Source organism: Streptomyces rubradiris (assembly GCF_016860525.1).
In the GTDB taxonomy this organism is placed as follows: Bacteria; Actinomycetota; Actinomycetes; order Streptomycetales; family Streptomycetaceae; genus Streptomyces; species Streptomyces rubradiris.
Window position 1 is genome coordinate 2103373 of record NZ_BNEA01000015.1, and the last position, 16462, is coordinate 2119834.

Sequence of the window (16462 nt, forward strand, 5' to 3'; positions counted from 1 at the left end):
CACTTTCCGGCGCGGCCGGCACCGGGTACGGGCGAACTGATCGCGCGTCAAGTGGACTGGCTAACATCCATTCACACGCGCGACGCACACCTGATCGATTAACGGGGAGCATGGGGGATGGGCTACACGATCCCGGGTTGGCTGGACGAGATACTCGACGTCATCGGGATCAGCTTCCCGAACGTCGACGAGGACGACTACCGCGAGATGGCCACGTCCATGCGGGAGTTCGCCGACAACTTCGAGGGCAAGGGCGGCGACGCGCACCAGGCGGTGAGCCGGATCCTGTCGTCCTCGCAGGGCTGGGCCGTCGACGCGATGGAGAAGCACTGGTCGCACGTCAAGGCCGGGCATCTCGACAAGATCCCCGAGCTGGCGCGGCTGTTCGCGGACGCGTGCGATGTCGTCGCGGACATCATCTACGGGATGAAGATCAAGGCCGAAATCGAACTCGGGGCGATGGCCGCCTCGGTGGGCATCTCTCTCGGCCTCGCCGCCTTCACCGGCGGCCTGTCCGCGCTACTCGGTGCCGCCGAGATCACCGCCATGCGGCAGGCGGTCAAGCGGATCATCGACGAGGCCGCCGACCGGATTGTGGACGAACTGGTCGCCCGGGTGACCGAACCGGTCAACGCCAAGCTGGAGAAGATGGTCGAGGACGCGGTCCTGGACCTGGCCGAGGGCGCGTTCTCCCTGCCCCCCGAGCCCACGACCGGCGGTGGCGGCTCCGGCAAACACGGCCACGGCGGCGGCATGCAGCTCGCCTCGGCCGGCGCCGGGGCGATGATGCTCGCCTCCGCAGGGGGCGGATCCGGTAGTGACCTGCACATCGACCACGTCGAGTTCGAGGACGGCGCCGACAAGGTCTCCCGGCGCGGCGGCGACCTGCACACGGCCGTCACCGACCCGTTGGAACGCGCCAAGGGCCACTTCGGCCGCACAAAGGGCAGGGATGCCTTCACCGCGCCCTTCGAGTCGGTCCTGGAGGGCGCCCTCAAGGGCTCGGAGAAGGCCGTCAAGAAGATCGTCAAGCACCTCTCCGAGACCGTCCCGGACCGCGTGAAGGCCACCTCCCGCCTGCACAAGGGCAACGACATCGACATCGGTCGGCGGGCCAACAGCGTCCACGTCAACTCCGGCACGGCAGGCGACGGTTCAGGCCACCACGGCGCCCCCGTCACCGGCCGCAAGCCGGGCCCCGGCCTGAAGATCGACTCTGCTGACCTGTCCAGACAAGGCCGCGAGCTGAACACCAAACAGCTGTGCGGCGATCCGATCGACATGGCCAGCGGCCAGATGGTGCTTGCCCAGACGGATGTTGCGTTGCCGGGGGTCCTGCCCCTGATCCTGCGCCGTACCCACCTCTCCGGCTACGAAGAAGGCCGATTCTTCGGCCCGTCGTGGGCCTCCACCCTCGACGAACGGATCCAGCAGGATGACGCTCTGGGCGGATACTGGTGGCACCGGGAGGACGGGTCCGCGCTCGCCTATCCGCGCATGCCCGACCTGCCCGGCGACCGGGTGGGGCCCGCCGAGGGCGTCCGCCTCCCGCTGACCTATGTGAGTCGCGGCAGCGGTTACGTCCTGACGGTGGAGGACCCGTACTCAGGACTCACGCGCCAGTTCGAAGCCGGTACGGCGCAGGGCGGACCGTGGTGGCTGGTCGGCATCGAGGACCGCAACGGAAACCACATCTCCGTCGAGCGCGACGACGACGGTGTTCCGCTCACGGTCACCCACAGTGGCGGTTACCGCATACGCGTCGACCACGACGACCAGCAGCGCATCACCGTGCTGTGGGCCCTCACCGACGACGCCCCGGTACGCCTGCGCACCTTCGGCTACGACGCCACGACCGCGAACCTGAGCGAGGTTCACAACGCGGTCGACGCGCCTACGCAGTTCACCTACGACGGCGCCCACCGCGTGACGGGGTGGCGGGACTCCAACGACACCGAGTTCACCTACGTCTACGACGCCGAGGGACGGGTGATCGAGACCCGCGGGACCGACGGGATCCTCAACTCCCGCCTGATCTATGGCGAGCGCCAGGACGACGGCACCAGCACCACCACGTACACCGATTCACTCGGCAACACCACGATCTACCGCGCCAACCGGCATGGGCAGATCGTCGCGATCACCGACTCGCTCGGGCACACCACCACCCAGACCTGGGACCGCCACGACCACCTGCTCTCCCGCACCGACCCACTGGGTCGTACCACCCGCTGGACGTGGGACGACGCGGGCGACCTGATCTCGGTCACGGCTCCCGACGGCACGAGCAGCCACGTCGCCTACAACGCGCTGCACTTGCCGGTCCGCGTCACCGATCCCCAGGGAGCGACCTACGTCCAGGACTTCGACGCACGGGGCAACTGCACCACCCTGACCGCACCGGACGGCTCGGTTCACCTGTTCACCCACCATTCCACGGGCGCCGTCGCCACGGTCAGCGGTCCCGCGGGCGACGCACTCCGCATCGACACCGACCCGGCGGGCCTGGCCACCGTCCTGGAAGACGCGCAGGGGAACAGCACCCGCTATCTGCGGGACGCCTTCGGACGCCCGACGCGCATCACCGACCCGCTCGGAGCGACCACCACGCTCGTGTGGGACGCCGAGGGCCGGCTGCGGGAACGGACCGCGGCCAACGGCGCCACCGAATCATGGTCGTACGACGGAGAGGGCAACTGCACCGGCCACACCGACGCTGTCGGGGGGCGTACGCGGCTGATCCACGGCCCCTTCGACCTGCTGGTCGCCCGTATCTCCCCGGACGGCGTGGAACACCAGTTCCGCTATGACACCGAACGCCGGCTGACCGAGGTGCTCAACCCCAAGGGACTCGTCTGGAGGTACGTCTACGACGCCGTCGGACAACTGGTGAAGGAAACCGACTTCGACGGGCACGAGACGACATACCGCTACGACGCGGCAGGCGACCTGACCGCGCGGATCAATGCAGCGGGGCAGACCGTCGGTTACCACTACGACGTGGCCGGCCAACTCGTCGAGAAGGTAGTCGACGGCCGCAGGACCGTCTTCCGGAACGACGCGTGCGGGCGGCTGGTCTCGGCGGCCGGACCCGACGGGACACTGGCCTACGCGTACGACGCGGTGGGGCGTGTCATCGCGGAGACCATCGACGGCCGGACGCTGACCACGGCCTGCGACGCCTCGGGGCGCCGGACACTCCGCAGGACACCCGGGGGCGTCGAGACTGCGTACTCCTACGACACGGCCGGCCGCTACGCCGAGCTGTCGCTCTCGGGCCGCACCCTCTCCTTCGAGCACGACGCGGCGGGGCGGGAGGTGCTGCGGCACCTCGGTGACCGATTCACCCTCGCCTTCACCTGGAATCCCGTCGGCAGCCTCAGCGGGCAGACACTCACCGTCCACGGCACCGCGCAGCCGTCGATCCAGCGCGGCTACACCTACCGTCATGACGGGCTCCTGACCGGCATCACCGACCGGGACGCCGGCCGGCGCTCGTTCCTGCTGGACCGGGCGGGGCGGGTCAGCGCCGTCGAGGCCGGGCACTGGAGCGAGAGTTACGCCTACGACGAGACGGGCAACCAGACGCGGGCGGCCTGGCCGGAGAAGCATCCCGGCAGCCAGGCGCGAGGAACGCGCAGCTACGCCGGAACGCGCCTGATCAGCGCCGGCAACGTGCGCTACGAGCACGATGCCGCCGGCCGGTGCGTGCTCCGGCAGGTCAAACGTCTCTCCCGCAAGCCCGACACCTGGCGTTACGCCTGGGACGCCGAGGACCGGCTCATCTCCGTCATCACCCCGGACGACACCTGCTGGCGGTACCTGTACGACCCTCTCGGGCGGCGCATCGCGAAACAGCGTCTGTCCGCGGACGGCGCCATCGCCGAGGAAACCCGGTTCGTCTGGGACGGTTCCACACTGGTGGAGCAGACCACGCGGGTTGGCGGCGCGGCCGAACTGGTCACGCTCACCTGGGACCACGACGGCCAGGCACCTGTCGCGCAGACCGAGACCAAGTCCCTCGCGGACGCTCCGCAGGACGTCATCGACCAGCGCTTCTTCGCCATCATCACCGACCAGATCGGCACTCCCACCGAACTCGTCGACGAGGAGGGCAGGATCGCCTGGCGGACCCGCACGACTCTCTGGGGTTCGACGACCTGGAACCAGGACGCTACCGCCTACACGCCGCTCAGGTTCCCCGGCCAGTACTACGACCCCGAGACGGGGCTGCACCACAACTACTTCCGTCACTACGATCCGGAGACCGCGCGCTATCTCACCTCAGACCCCCTCGGCCTGGACCCCGCGCCGAACCCCTTCGCCTACGTCGACAACCCGCACACGCTGTCCGATCCGCTGGGCCTGACTCCCTGTGACGAGAACGACGTCACGTGGGGCGGCCGGGTCCGCTACGGTGCGCCCGGTCCCGGAGGCCGCGCCACCACCATGCGCGCGACGATCGAGTCCGACATGACCGGCGGAAAGACCGATCCCCGGGTCAATGTGCCCGGTTACCAGAAGTACAAGAAGCTCAACAAGACCCACTTGCTCGGCGCGCAGATCGGCGGCTCCAACCGGGACCCCCGGAACTTTGTCACCATGCACCGGTTCGCCAATTCACCGGTCATGCGGAAGATCGAGGACCAGATCAGGGAAGCGGTCGACAAGCGCGGTGAAACCATCGAGTACACCGTCACGCCCATCTACCGCACGAACGACCCCACCGACGTCATTCCGCTGGGGCTGACCATCGAGGCCCGGGGCAACAAGGGATTCGTCTTCACTCCCTACGAAGGCGGCGACAGTACGAACATCGTCACTATCCTGAACGTCCCCAAACGCATATGACGCCCCCAAGGAGACACGCACCTCATGCATCCCGATGTGACCAGGCTCATCGAGATCGTTCCGCCGGGCACTCCCCGGCGGACCCGTGACTGGAACGCTGTCGAACGTGCGCTCGACACGCCGTTGCCGGACGACTACAAGGAACTGGTCGAGGTCTACGGCGGCGGCGTCTTCGACGAGACGGTATGGCTGTTCGACCCGCAGTGCCCTGACGAGGACTACAACCTCGTGGCCCAGTTCGCGGAGCGGGAGAAGGTGCTCGCCCAGCTGTGGCAGACCGAGCCGAAGCCGGCGGAACTCGGCAGGCCGGGTACGCGGGTCCTGCCCTGGGCCTACATCGAGGACAGCGGAGCGATGCTCTACTGGCTCGCCGGGCCGGGGCAGAGTCCGAACGAGTGGACCGTGATGTTCAACGAGGGGCGCGGTCCCGAGTGGGAGCACCACGCCACTCAGTGCGCTTCCTTTCTCTTGGCCGTCCTGACGGGAGAGTCCGGGAGCTCGTATTTCCCCGACCTGCCCGCCGGTAGCCATCAGTTCGACTCCAACGACGAGATCCTCGGCGAGGAGGACTGAGGGCCCCGGCGGGCAGGTCCCGGCGGCCGGGGTCCGGTGGCGCCCGGCTCAAGGGAGGGTCCCGGTCTCCACGCCCGCGATCCGCCCGGCCGCGTCGAAGATGACCCCGAACCACCCTGCCGCCAGGCAGTTCGGCGACGCTCCGGTCACCCTCAGTACTGGTGCGGGACGCCGTGGTGGCCGAGGAACCCGCTGACGACGTGCTGGGCCGAATGCCCGATCTCCAGGTGCCGCGCGCCGGCCTGGACGCGGTCAGGCCATCGCCGACCGGCTCCTCGAACGTGTCCGGTGGCTCGACACGCAGGGAGTGCCTTTGGTCGCGGGTACCGACGCGGGCATCCCCGACCCGGTCATCGACGCCGTCAACGCCGTGGAGACGGCCCGTCAGCAATGGCGAGCGCTGGCCGGCCGCCACCGGGTGCCCGTAGCGGTCATCGAGGTGGTGTGCTCCGACACACAGGTCCACCGCCGCCGACTGGAGCACCGGTCTCGGAGCAGCACGGGTTTCGAGGAACCGACCTGGAAAGCGGTGCAGCCGCGGAGGACCGGGTACGAACCCTGGACCGATCGCCGGCTGGTGGTCGATTCCGTCGCTGACCTCGCATCGAATGTGGCGAAGGCCCGGGACTACCTGGCGATTTGCAACCGTCCAGCAGCCCGTAGCTGACGCGCCGGAGGCGAGCCGCCTGGACCGGTCGGCCGGGCGACGAGCGACGGATACGGCTTTCCGTGTGATCACAAGCTGACTCAGTCCTCTCTCGGCGCTCGCTGGCATCCTCGCCGTGCAGGGCCTTCGCCTTGAGCTCGACAGCTGGCCGGGCAAACGTCATGACGCTCCGCTAGAACCAGCGTCGGCCGAGCGTCAAGACGTTTCCCGACCGCCTCCGTGAGACATTGGCGAAGCACCTCTCACCCGCGCCTCGCTACGCGAAACCGCAGGTGACGCACGTGGCGCGCACCTACGCAACGCTCAACGCCGTGTGCTTGGGGAAACAGGTCGAGCACCACAGGCCGCACCTGAAGGACCCAGAAAGCCGCTGGTCAGATCCCCTTTGTAGCAGGCTCGAGGATCGCCACGCACTCCACGTGCGAGGTCATAGGAAGGATGTCGACCTGGACGGCTGCGCACGAAACACCAGGTCAGGCATAGTTTCTCGGCTCGCCCAAGGAGACGTGCGGCGCTTGGAGCGTCAAATGAGCGTCACGACCGTGTACTGGCGAAGCGGGGGGATCCCCCGCGACCTCCTACTTCGCCGTTGGAGCGGCCATGGTTGTGACAGCCCGATCCACCCGTACGAAGTACCTCTGCACACGAGACGTCTATAGCGGCCCTAAGAAGCCGTTGCTCTATCGATCTCGGTGGGCATGAGTTCGAGGTCACCGACTCGGTCAGGTGATCTTCGGGCTGGCTGGGCATGAGAGCGGGGCCTCCCGCACAGCTCGTAGGTGTCGAATCCCGAGCAACAGGAGGCCCCTGGTGCTGCAGTCTTCCGTGCCGACGCCGATGTCGTCCAACTCGGCTTCCCTGTCGTGCGATTGTCTCGCGCACCGGTTCGGGAATGCCAGGGGCTGGCCGTACAGGCGACCGAAGTATCCGTCGGACATGAGCGACGCGGAGTAGGCCGTCGTACGTGACGCGATGCCGGTGCCCAACTGGTTGGAGGGCCGCGGCGGGCAGCCGGAGAGCTACTGCCACCGGCAGATGGTCGACGCGGTGCGCTACCTGCTCGCGGGCGGCATCACCTGGCGGGCGATGCCCGCGGACTTCCCCGCGTGGGACCGTGTCTACGCCTTCTTCCGGCGCTGGCGGGACAAGGGTCTGACCGCCGAGTTCCACGACCGGCTGCGTGACCGGGTACGTCAGGCCGCGGGCCGGGATCCGGAGCCGACCGCTGCCGTCATCGACGCGCAGTCGGTGAAGGCAGCCGCATCGGTGCCGGCTGTGACCAGAGGCTTCGACGGCGGGAAGAAGGTCAACGGCCGCAAGCGGCACATCGTGGTGGACACTCTCGGACTGCTGCTGGCCGTGATGGTGACTGCGGCATCGGTCACCGACCGGGGCGCGGGGCGGACCTTGCTGGCCCGGCTGCGTGAGCGCCACCGGCGCGTCACACGGGTGTGGGCCGACGGCGGCTGCACCGGACGCCTGGTCGACTTCTCCCGCGAGGTGCTGCGTGTCGCGCTGACGGTGGTCAGACGCAGCGACGACGCCAGCGGTTTCGCCGTGCTGCCCAAGAGGTGGCTGGTCGAGGGGACGTTCGCGTGGCTGATGCGCTCCCGCCGCCTGGCACGCGACTACGAGACCCGCACCGACACCTCCGAGGCGATGATCCGGTGGTCGATGAGCATGGTCATGAGCCGCCGGCTCGCCCGGCGACCTTCCTGAACATTCCCGGGCACTCCTCGACCGGCCAGCCCCGCGCGGCCAGGCGCTTCACCGACTTTCACCGCGACCACCTCCAGGCCCAGGGCCGCCGCGAGTTGCCGACAGTCCATCGCCTCCCCGCCCCGATCGGCCAGGATCTCCACGAGCCGCTGGTAGTCCGGCGCCAGCAAGTCAGGAGCGAGCCCTTCCCTCCAGGCGGGAACCACCGATCCGGGCACCGCCTTTGCGACCCGCGCAGGCCGGTGACCGGCCACCTCGGCCAGGGGCGCCTTCTCGCCTGCAGCAGGTTCTGCCAGGACCTCGGCCACCGTCTGACGGGCGATAACGAACCGTTCCCACTCGGCTTCCGCCTCCTGCAGCTCGGCCTGCAGGGCCTCCACCCGTTGCCGGGCAGCACGCTCACGCTCTTCCAGCAGCCCCCTCACCGACGGCATCCGGCACCTCCACCGAAGAGACGACACGACGCCCCGTCTCTGCCACCAGCGCACCGGCGCTATGCCTGACCAGCGGAAACGCACCCGTCACTTTCGGAAAGACAACGGCTTCTCAGGTACTTCACCTGAGTGGCGATCGTTGGCTCCGTCTTGTGGTGAAGTACGGCGGCCAAGCGCCCGCAACCAGCGTGCCGAGGGCCGTGCGCTGGTGGGTGACCGAGCGGCCTGCGCGGGTCGTCGTCGCCATGCCTGCCGATCTCAGCGCGGCCGCGTGGGACGAAGCCGTCGCGTTGCTGACGTGGAGGGCGTTGGCGAGGGATGTCGTGGTGTGAGGCTTGGCCAGGAGCCGCAGGGCGTCCAGCCGGGTGCGGCCCAGGATCGCGGCAAGGGCCTCGGAGGAGACGACGGCGCCCCCCGCGGTGGGCGGGAGCCCGGGACCGGCCGGGTATGCCAAGGCCGCGGAATGGCCCGGGGTGTCCTGGAGAAGTGGGCCCGCCGGGTGGTGGAAGGTGGGCAGCAGAACCAGGCCACGCCCGTTGAGGCAAACGTCGCGGTTCGGCGCCGCGCCGGGCCATTCCCACACGCCCTCGTGGAGCCGGCTGCCCGGGGCCAGGCCGGTCAAAGCGGCTGCCACGCCATACTCGGCGACCGTCAGGGCGTAGCGGGTGAATTCCTCACGGTGTAGATCCTGCACGACGGACCAGACCGGGGCGAGGACCGTCTCGAACGCGGCCTGCTGGGCGCGCTGCGGGGTGCGCCAGGCGGCCTCGTCGCCCGCGTGCAGGCCCCGGATCCAGCGAGGAGGGGGCACCGCCCCGTAGACCCGCTCCAGCTCGGCTCGGACGAGACCGGGGCTGGTGGCTCGGAGCTGCTCGAAACCGTCGGCCATGGTGTCACCGAGGACGTCGAGGAAGGAGGGCGGGCGGCCCGCGGGAACCAGATCGGCGAGCGGACCGCTTGCGGCTGGCAGGGAGCGCAGGATGCGGCCGCGCCATGGCGCGAACAGCGGCCCGCCACGCTGGGTCACGGCTGTCGTCAGGGCGGCGTGCAGTTCCTGGAGCGGCGCCGGGCGGGGTGCGAACCGGATACGGGCGAAGTCCTCCGCGGTGAAGTGCACTCGCAGCACTCGCACAGCTCCTCGTCCCGGGCCGGCCTTTCGGCCAGGGCCTGAACCTTCGCGTCGTGACGGCCCCGCACGAAGGATGTCCGTATGACTTCGCGACGCACTCTTCTGAAGGGCACTCTATTCGGGAGTGCCGCCGCCCTGCTGCCCACGGCTGCGCCCGCATCCGGTGGTGCCCCGGTCCTCCGGCTGCCCGCGCCCACCGGCCCGTACCCCGTCGGCATACGGACAGTCCATCTGACGGACCCGTCCCGGACCGACCCGTGGGTGGGCGGTGCGAGGGAGCTGATGCTGACCGTCCTGTACCCGGCCCGATCGGCACACGGCTTCCCCCGGGCCCCGCAGCTCACCCCGGCCGAGGCCAGGGAGTTCGCCGGCCTCGCGCCCCACATCCATCCCGGACTGCCGCAGCCTGGAAGGGTGGACTGGGGCACGGTCCTCACCCACGGGCACGTGGGCGCGCCGCCGCTTCCCGGGCGACGGCCGGTGCTGGTGTACTCACCGGGCGGCGGTGACTCCCGCACGCTCGGCACGACCCTCGCCGAAGACCTGGCGAGCCACGGCCGAGTGGTCGTCCTCGTCGACCACCCCGGTGACGCTTCCCAGGTGGAGCTGCCGACCGGGCTGCGGACGACCGTCCTGTTCGGGCCACCGGACCCGGCAACCTTCCGCACGATGGTCGACACCCGGATCGCGGACCTCCGGCTCGTCCTGGACCGGTTCAGCCGCCTTCCGCTCGCCCGGGTCATGGACTCCCACCGGATCGGGTTGTACGGGCACTCCGCAGGCGGCACGGCGGCGGTGTACGCGGCCCGTGACGACCGCCGGGTCGGCGCGGTGGCGAACCTGGAGGGCTACCTCGACCTGTACCCGACGCTGGCCGGCCCCGACCAGCCGCTGCTGCTCTTCCGCACCGACGGATTCGACGGCGCCGCCCGAATCGAGTCGTCCTGGGCGGGCCTTCCCGGCCACCGCGTGCTGCTCCCCGACGCGAACCACTGGGCGTTCACCGACTACGGCTCGCTCGTCCCCCGACTCCAGACTTCCGGTCTCGTGACAGCGACGGCGCGGACCGCGCTCGTCGGTAGCGGCGACCCTGCGGTGACACTCGCTGAGGTACGGCGCCGGGTGGGGACCTTCTTCGCCCGTCATCTGTCGTAACAGGACTACGAGGCGGCGGCGAGCCGCCCGCTCCAGCCCACGGGTGCATCGGTCGCCTGTCGGCAAACGATGGCGAGCTCAAGCGGTCAGCGCATCACCGCTGTTCAGGAGGTCAGCGTAGACCTCTGCCGGAGTGCGATGGTCATGGGTCTTGCGCGGACGGTGGTTGAGTTCGTGGGCGATGGCGTCCAGCTCGGCCTGGTTGAAAGTGCGGAGGTCCGCGCCCTTGGCCAGGTACTGCCGAAGCAGCCTGTTGGTGTTCTCGTTGGTGCCGCGCAGCCATGGGCTCCGCGGCTTACAGAGGTCGTTTTATGTCCGAGTTTGGATACTTCCGCCACGAACGGACTGGCGATACAAATGCCAAGGGGCAGGTGGTTTGCGTATGATCCGTCGCCTGCTATCCAGCCGGGGCCCTGCCCAGCCGGGCCGGGCTTCCATCGCCGAAGGGTCTGGGGCGGACCGGCATCGTCCGGGATCCCGACAGGCTGGATGAGGACCTGGACGAGTTCGGCGACCGGATCACCGGGAAGTGGATGCCCAAGGGCATCGACCAGAAGCCGTGGGAGCGGATCAGGGACGCCACGATCGAGGGCTACCTGGGCACCCAGGCCAAGGCGCTGAAGGATCTCACCCGGGCGTGCGTCTACACCCGCGACTACCGCTACCTCGATGACCTGCGGCGCGTCCTGACCGTGCTGCGCGAGCTCGGTGTTCGCGGCTGGATCGGCTACAAGCGGGACTGCGACACCGCCCGGGGCCTGTACGGGCGCGGGGCCCGGGAACCGTGGCCATCGGCATGCCGCCGTGGTCGGTCGGCCGGGAGATGGACCGCGAGATCGCCGCCGGGCCTGAGCCCGCGCCCGCCGCGCCGACCGATCACGGTCTTGATCCGGCTCAGGGCCCAGCACTGAGATGGGGGACCACCTGTCCCCGCAGGCACCTGCGCCCCGTTCCTCCTGCAGCCAATAGGAGCGGGTCACTTCGCGTTTCGGCTCGTCTGAGAATCGCCTGTTCTTCTATACATCTGACTCCGTACCGTTCTGGGCTTGCGTGCCAATCGCACATTTGTGCGGATACTCCGACAGGCAAGGACGGACGTTTTCGTGAGAAGACACAAAAGACGGTGGGGCGTTGCCGTGCTCGGCACCGCGCTGCTGACACTCGGCGGGATCATACCCGCCAATGCCTCGACAGAGCCCGCTCCGGGCACGAACCGGCTCGGCCTGCCCCCGTCGGCGACTCCCGCCGCAGCCGAGCAGCAGAAGAAGATGAAATCCTCCGCCGCTGCCGCCGGCCCCGGCATCCCGCAATCGGGGAAAACCCCGGAAGCCGGGCCCCGTTGGGAAAAATCTGGGGATAAATGGCAGGTCCGTGCGGCAGAGGTCACCCTGCGGAACACAGTCACCGACCCGGACAAGGACACGGCCGACCTGACGTTCGACGTGTGGACGGTCGACGCGGCCGGTAAGCCGAAGGCTCACGTCGACACCACCAACGCGAACTCCTACGGCACGCCGGTATCGGCGTACGTCGCCTCCGGCTCGAAGGCGTCAGTCACGATCGACTACGGCTTCCTGAAGCCGGGCTGGACGTACGCCTTCCGCACGTCCGCCTACGACGGCGCTCACTACGAGCGTGAGTGGTCCCCGTGGGCGACGTTCACGGTCGCCCCGTACGTGACCTTCCCGCAGAAGCCGGAAACCACGTCCACGATCGACCCGAAGGCCCAGGAGATCCAGACGGTCAACCGGACCGAGCCCGGCGCTGCGGTTCCGCTCCCGCTCGCCCCAGCCCGTAAGGACGAGCCGTCCCCCTGCGGCAAGCCGGACGCGGAAGGCAACAAGCTCTGCTGGGAATTCAAAAAGCCCGAGAAGGACAGCAAGTCTTCCCTCGCGCCCCCAGCTCTTCCCGGACGGCAGTACGACCTGCTGCCCTGGTGCCAGGATCAGGCCGACAACGGGGTCTACATGACCCGTACGGATGCCTGCATGCGCGACCTCGGGGAGGGCACCCTCATCTTCGTGGACACCGACCCGAAGAAGCCCGCTCTCGGTATCGCCACCTTCGATTTCGAACAGCGCATCAAGGCGTACCCGACCAAGAGCGAAAGCGGCAGTGACTTCGCCGAATTCGATCAGCAGATGATCGTGATCCCGAAGTTCATCGACCCGAAGCTTCAGATCGTGCGCCTGAAGTGGGAAATCGGCAGCAGTTGCAAGAGCTGCGTCACCACCCAGCCGGTGTGGAAGGACGAGTACGGCCAGACCGACGCGGACCTGTGGTTCACCCCCGCTCCCACGGACATGGGGCACCCGGTCTACGGCACCTCGCAGACCCGCTGGACGGGCACAGGCAAGGAGACCATCGACCTGAGCTGGAAGGTGACCGCCACCGTGGACGCGGGCGGTAACCCCGCCACCGCAGACTTCGGCGGCACAGGCATCGACTCCGTCCGTGAGCTGGCCCCGCGCTGCGACGACTACAACAAGGGAGTCGCTCCCGGCTGTGTGCTGCCCTACTTCAAGCTGAAGTGGACTGTCGACACCAACAAGTACCCGGCGGCCGGCGGCTACTACTGGCTGATGCAGGAGCGCATGAAAGACCACGCCGGGGCCCAGCGCTGGGACTCACTGCTGAGCTACCTCGGCCCGGACACGATGGTCAAGAACGCGCAGGGAAAGACCTGGACGTCCGACGACAGCCGCTATCAGATCTGCGGGAAGAAGTGGAACCCGCACAAGGTCCCGGCTGCGGTGGGCTCCACGGACTGTGACGAGTACGCGATGGCCTCGACCCACCAGTCCGGAGGCTTCCCCAAGTCGCTGAACAAGGTCACGGACGGCTCGGAGTGCGGCGCGGTCTACACCGATGTCGTCTCCGGCAACTTCGGTCTGCTCTCCGACGTCGGCCAGGACCCGTACACGCTGAACTACAGCGAAAAATGCGGCCGTGGGTCGATTTCCTCGGATCAGAACCGCAACGCGTTCAAGGGCTTCCCGGCTCCCGCGTGGCGGATGCTCGACGGGGACGAGTTCTTCGTGGACACCCCCGGCTTCAACCACTGCGCACGCGGCATCGTGACCTGTGACTGGAAGAAGATCAGCTGACCACAGCCACGCGCTCAGGCCGGCCGCCAGCTCTCGTCTTCACCCACGAAGGAACGCCACGCCAGGGCGCCTTCGACCGTTCCAGGCCGATCGGGAGCCATGTCGGGGTACTCCAGATAATCGGCGAGCTTTTCCAGGTAGGTGACCACAGAGTCCTGCTCGTCGTCATCGGGGGGCTGGTGGGCGAATTTCGTCCAGTTCCACAGCAGGCCGGTCTCTGTGTTGAGGTAGGTGCCGGAAACGGTGTCATGGCAGTTGGAGGAGAAAACGGGAACCCATGCGGAGTTCCAGACGATGTCCGCCTCTTCCTCATCGGCTTGCTCCCGCATTTTGCTGCGGTATACCTCTGCAACCTCGTCCAGGCCAATGAGCATCGCGTTGCCGAGAAAAAGCCCGTAGCCCCCTGTGCTTCCCCCTGAGACCAGACCCCACAGCGTGCGCAGCTCTACGGGGACAGCGATGCCCAGGGCGGCCTCTGCGGCGTCAATCTCCTCCTGGGTGGCCCCAGACCCCAGAGCGGCGTGTGTGACGGGGGCGTGATGCTCCAGCCAGGCTTCGATCCGGCGCCAGGAGTCGGTGATCTGCCGTATGACGGTGTCATCACTCATGTCGGCGAGGGTAGCGCGCCACCCGTCTGGCTCCTCGCCGGCCTCGGGCCAAAAATTCGCAGGGTCGACAAACTCCCCCTGTCCACCCTGCACAGCACCCCGAAGATCCCCGACTCGCCCAGCGCCTCAGAGGCTCCACGCAGCCCTCCAGCCCCGCTTCCCGTTCCGCTCCGTGAGGCAGCATCCCTGGGTACACCGCCGAAGCCGCTTCTGCATGTCTGCGGCTTCGTGAAGGGATACGCCGCTTCATTCTGCCGAGGGTGCGACTGTGTATGACGTCTCAGCGCCCCGCTTCCGGCCCCGCAACGAGACTGGCAGCAGCGGCCGAACGAACTCCCACTCGACATCGGACAGTTGACGACGTATCACACGACCATGATCCACCAGCCAAGATCATTTGACGACAGGGCCTAGACGGTGCTCGTCGGCCGGGACCTGGGAGACAACGTTGCGATCCTCGGCCGCCCCGGAGGGCGACCGCCAGCGGGACCTGGGCCGCTTCGTGGGCGCAGTCCGTCTCGTTGCGATCCTCGGCCGCCCCGAAGAGCGACCGCCAGGCCCCAGACAACGGGGTCACGCGGCTGGAGAACCCGATGTTGCGATCCTCGGCCGCCCCCGGAGGGCGACCGCCACCGGGCAGAGAGGTGGCCATCTGCCGCGCGAGGGCGGCGTTGCGATCCTCGGCCGCCCAGGGGAGCGACCGCCAGTCCGCCGGTCAGGTCGCCGATCCGGCCCAGCAGTTCGTTGCGATCCTCGGCCGCCCCGGAAGGCGACCGCCAGCTCGGCGAGGGCGTCTTGCTGCTCACGGGTGGTGAGCTGGTTGCGATCCTCGGTCGCCCCGGGCGGCGACCGCCACCGGCCCACAGCTGCGCCACGAACGGGTTGGTGAACCCGTTGCGATCCTCGGCCACCCCGGAGGGCGACCGCCACCCTGGGAGTTGTGCGTCACCATCAACCGCAAGGTGTTGCGATCCTCGGCCGCCCCGGAGGGCGACCGCCACCCCCCGCAGGCGCGCAATGTCTGGGTGTTCGAGGTTGCGATCCTCGGCCGCCCCGGAGAGCAACCGCCACTGGCTACCCGCGATCTCGACCGCCTCGCGCGTCACGTGTTGCGATCCTCGGCCGCCCCGGAGGGCGTCCGCCAGTGGCGGCGTACCGTCCCTTGCCGAGTCCGCTCGGGGTGTTGCGATCCTCGGCCATCCCGGAGGGCGACCGCCAGCTGGCCGACGACGAAGCCGACGACTTCGTGTCCTTGTTGCGATTCTCGGCCGCCCCGGGCAGCGACCGCCACTCGCCAGCGACAGCGGGTCCTCCTGGACCGAGTCCTCGTTGCGATCCTCGGCCGCCCCGGGGAGCGACCGCCACGATCCAGGCGCCGACCGACGGCGAGACCGCGTTGCCGTTGCGATCCTCGGTCGCCCCGGACGGCGACCGCCACACGGATTGGCCACAGCTTCAAGCAGGACTCCACCCTGTTGCGATCCTCGGTCGCCCCGGAGGGCGACCGGCCACACTGCTTGAGCAGTGAAAACAGCCTATCGCTCACTCCTCTGTGGGTGAGCATCGAGTAACAGAGTTGCTGATACGGACATACGGCTTAGGTGCAATTCGCGTGTCGCGTGTGTGCTTCCGGTTCCGAAGCAGTCGTGAGGAAGGAACACTCATCCAACTGTCGGCCTGTAGCGGACATCATGGTCGTCAAAGTACGCGATCGCCATAGGGAGGCTGGTGGAGGGGCTGCGCTCTCGCGCCCCAGGGGAGGCAACGTCCTGCTCCGCTGGGCCGGCGCCCTTCCGGTCCAGGGTCCGCAGCCGGACCGGCCGGGCCCGGCCGAGTGGTTGCAGGGCGCACTGGAGGCCCCGTCGGCCGGACCGGCCGAGCCCGCTCCCCCGGACGGCCCACGGCCGGTCGCATCACCCGGACAACTGCTTACTCGACTGGTGGCGCTGGCGACTGACGTCGCCCAAGACCGCGCCTGGGCAGCAGACAGGCTGGCTCGGGGCTGTGAGCCGATGACGGTGATGGCTGGGCGAGCAGCCCCGATGGCCCCGGCAGCCCGCCACACCTACGAAACCAGGAGACCGCCTGAACAGCGACGCGATAGACCTGACGCCCCATCAGAACGAGCGTCAGATGAGCGTCAAGACACCTCGCAGAGCGTCATTTGGGCGTCAAGATATCGCCCGTAACGCACATAGCGCACATCATGCGCACCCACC

Annotated in this window: 10 protein-coding genes and 1 pseudogene; 7 read left to right on the forward strand and 4 right to left on the reverse strand. The window is 68.5% G+C overall.

The features are described from left to right. Positions 1-117 precede the first annotated feature (117 nt). The 4 genes from Srubr_RS22510 (at position 118) to Srubr_RS22525 (ending at position 7810) form a co-directional block, all read left to right on the forward strand. A complete protein-coding gene (locus Srubr_RS22510) occupies positions 118-4851 on the forward strand; it encodes a DUF6531 domain-containing protein (protein WP_189997218.1) in 4734 nt (1577 codons plus the stop codon). A 24-nt stretch (positions 4852-4875) separates the two neighbouring features. Beyond that, positions 4876-5424: an SMI1/KNR4 family protein gene (locus Srubr_RS22515; protein ID WP_189997219.1), complete on the forward strand. Its 549-nt coding sequence runs from the start codon at positions 4876-4878 to the stop codon at positions 5422-5424. 313 nt (positions 5425-5737) lie between these two features. After that, positions 5738-6091 carry a P-loop nucleotide/nucleoside kinase family protein gene (locus tag Srubr_RS22520; protein WP_189997220.1) on the forward strand — a complete coding sequence of 118 codons (354 nt, stop codon included), beginning with the start codon at positions 5738-5740 and terminating at the stop codon, positions 6089-6091. A gap of 972 nt (positions 6092-7063) precedes the next feature. After that, on the forward strand, positions 7064-7810 hold the full coding sequence (locus Srubr_RS22525; RefSeq protein WP_308439920.1) for an IS5 family transposase: 747 nt from the start codon (positions 7064-7066) through the stop codon (positions 7808-7810). On the opposite strand, the gene Srubr_RS22530 is transcribed toward Srubr_RS22525, so the two are convergent. Both Srubr_RS22530 and Srubr_RS22535 read right to left on the reverse strand, forming a co-directional pair. Then, positions 7720-8244: a hypothetical protein gene (locus tag Srubr_RS22530; protein WP_308439921.1), complete on the reverse strand. Its 525-nt coding sequence runs from the start codon at positions 8242-8244 to the stop codon at positions 7720-7722. The two genes, Srubr_RS22525 and Srubr_RS22530, sit on opposite strands and share 91 nt — an antisense overlap. Before the next feature lie 121 nt (positions 8245-8365). After that, entirely contained in the window at positions 8366-9370 is a 1005-nt protein-coding gene (locus Srubr_RS22535) for an ArsR/SmtB family transcription factor (protein WP_189997221.1), read from the reverse strand. 285 nt (positions 9371-9655) lie between these two features. On the opposite strand from Srubr_RS22535, the gene Srubr_RS22540 reads away from it, so the two are divergent. Next, entirely contained in the window at positions 9656-10528 is an 873-nt protein-coding gene (locus tag Srubr_RS22540) for an alpha/beta hydrolase family protein (RefSeq protein WP_308439922.1), read from the forward strand. A gap of 78 nt (positions 10529-10606) precedes the next feature. Here the strand turns inward: Srubr_RS22540 and Srubr_RS40965 are convergent. Beyond that, positions 10607-10828: pseudogene (locus Srubr_RS40965) on the reverse strand (transposase); the annotation flags it as partial. Between the two features lie 233 nt (positions 10829-11061). Between Srubr_RS40965 and Srubr_RS40970 the strand changes: the two are divergent. Together Srubr_RS40970 and Srubr_RS40975 are read left to right on the forward strand one after the other, a co-directional pair. Further along, a complete protein-coding gene (locus Srubr_RS40970; protein ID WP_229926805.1) occupies positions 11062-11439 on the forward strand; it encodes a putative phosphothreonine lyase domain-containing protein in 378 nt (125 codons plus the stop codon). Between the two features lie 192 nt (positions 11440-11631). Continuing rightward, positions 11632-13635, forward strand: a complete 2004-nt coding sequence (locus Srubr_RS40975; RefSeq protein ID WP_229926806.1) for a hypothetical protein — start codon at positions 11632-11634, stop codon at positions 13633-13635. A 14-nt stretch (positions 13636-13649) separates the two neighbouring features. Here the strand turns inward: Srubr_RS40975 and Srubr_RS22550 are convergent, their stop codons facing one another. Next, positions 13650-14243: an SMI1/KNR4 family protein gene (locus Srubr_RS22550; RefSeq protein ID WP_189997223.1), complete on the reverse strand. Its 594-nt coding sequence runs from the start codon at positions 14241-14243 to the stop codon at positions 13650-13652. Positions 14244-16462: the final 2219 nt, after the last annotated feature.

Coding starts and splice junctions, on each gene's coding strand:
- Srubr_RS22510 (WP_189997218.1), top strand. CDS start 118: ATGGGCTACACGATCCCGGGTTGGCTGGACGAGATACTCGACGTCATC.
- Srubr_RS22515 (WP_189997219.1), top strand. CDS start 4,876: ATGCATCCCGATGTGACCAGGCTCATCGAGATCGTTCCGCCGGGCACT.
- Srubr_RS22525 (WP_308439920.1), top strand. CDS start 7,064: ATGCCGGTGCCCAACTGGTTGGAGGGCCGCGGCGGGCAGCCGGAGAGC.
- Srubr_RS22530 (WP_308439921.1), bottom strand. CDS start 8,244: ATGCCGTCGGTGAGGGGGCTGCTGGAAGAGCGTGAGCGTGCTGCCCGG.
- Srubr_RS22540 (WP_308439922.1), top strand. CDS start 9,656: ATGCTGACCGTCCTGTACCCGGCCCGATCGGCACACGGCTTCCCCCGG.
- Srubr_RS40970 (WP_229926805.1), top strand. CDS start 11,062: ATGCCCAAGGGCATCGACCAGAAGCCGTGGGAGCGGATCAGGGACGCC.
- Srubr_RS22550 (WP_189997223.1), bottom strand. CDS start 14,243: ATGAGTGATGACACCGTCATACGGCAGATCACCGACTCCTGGCGCCGG.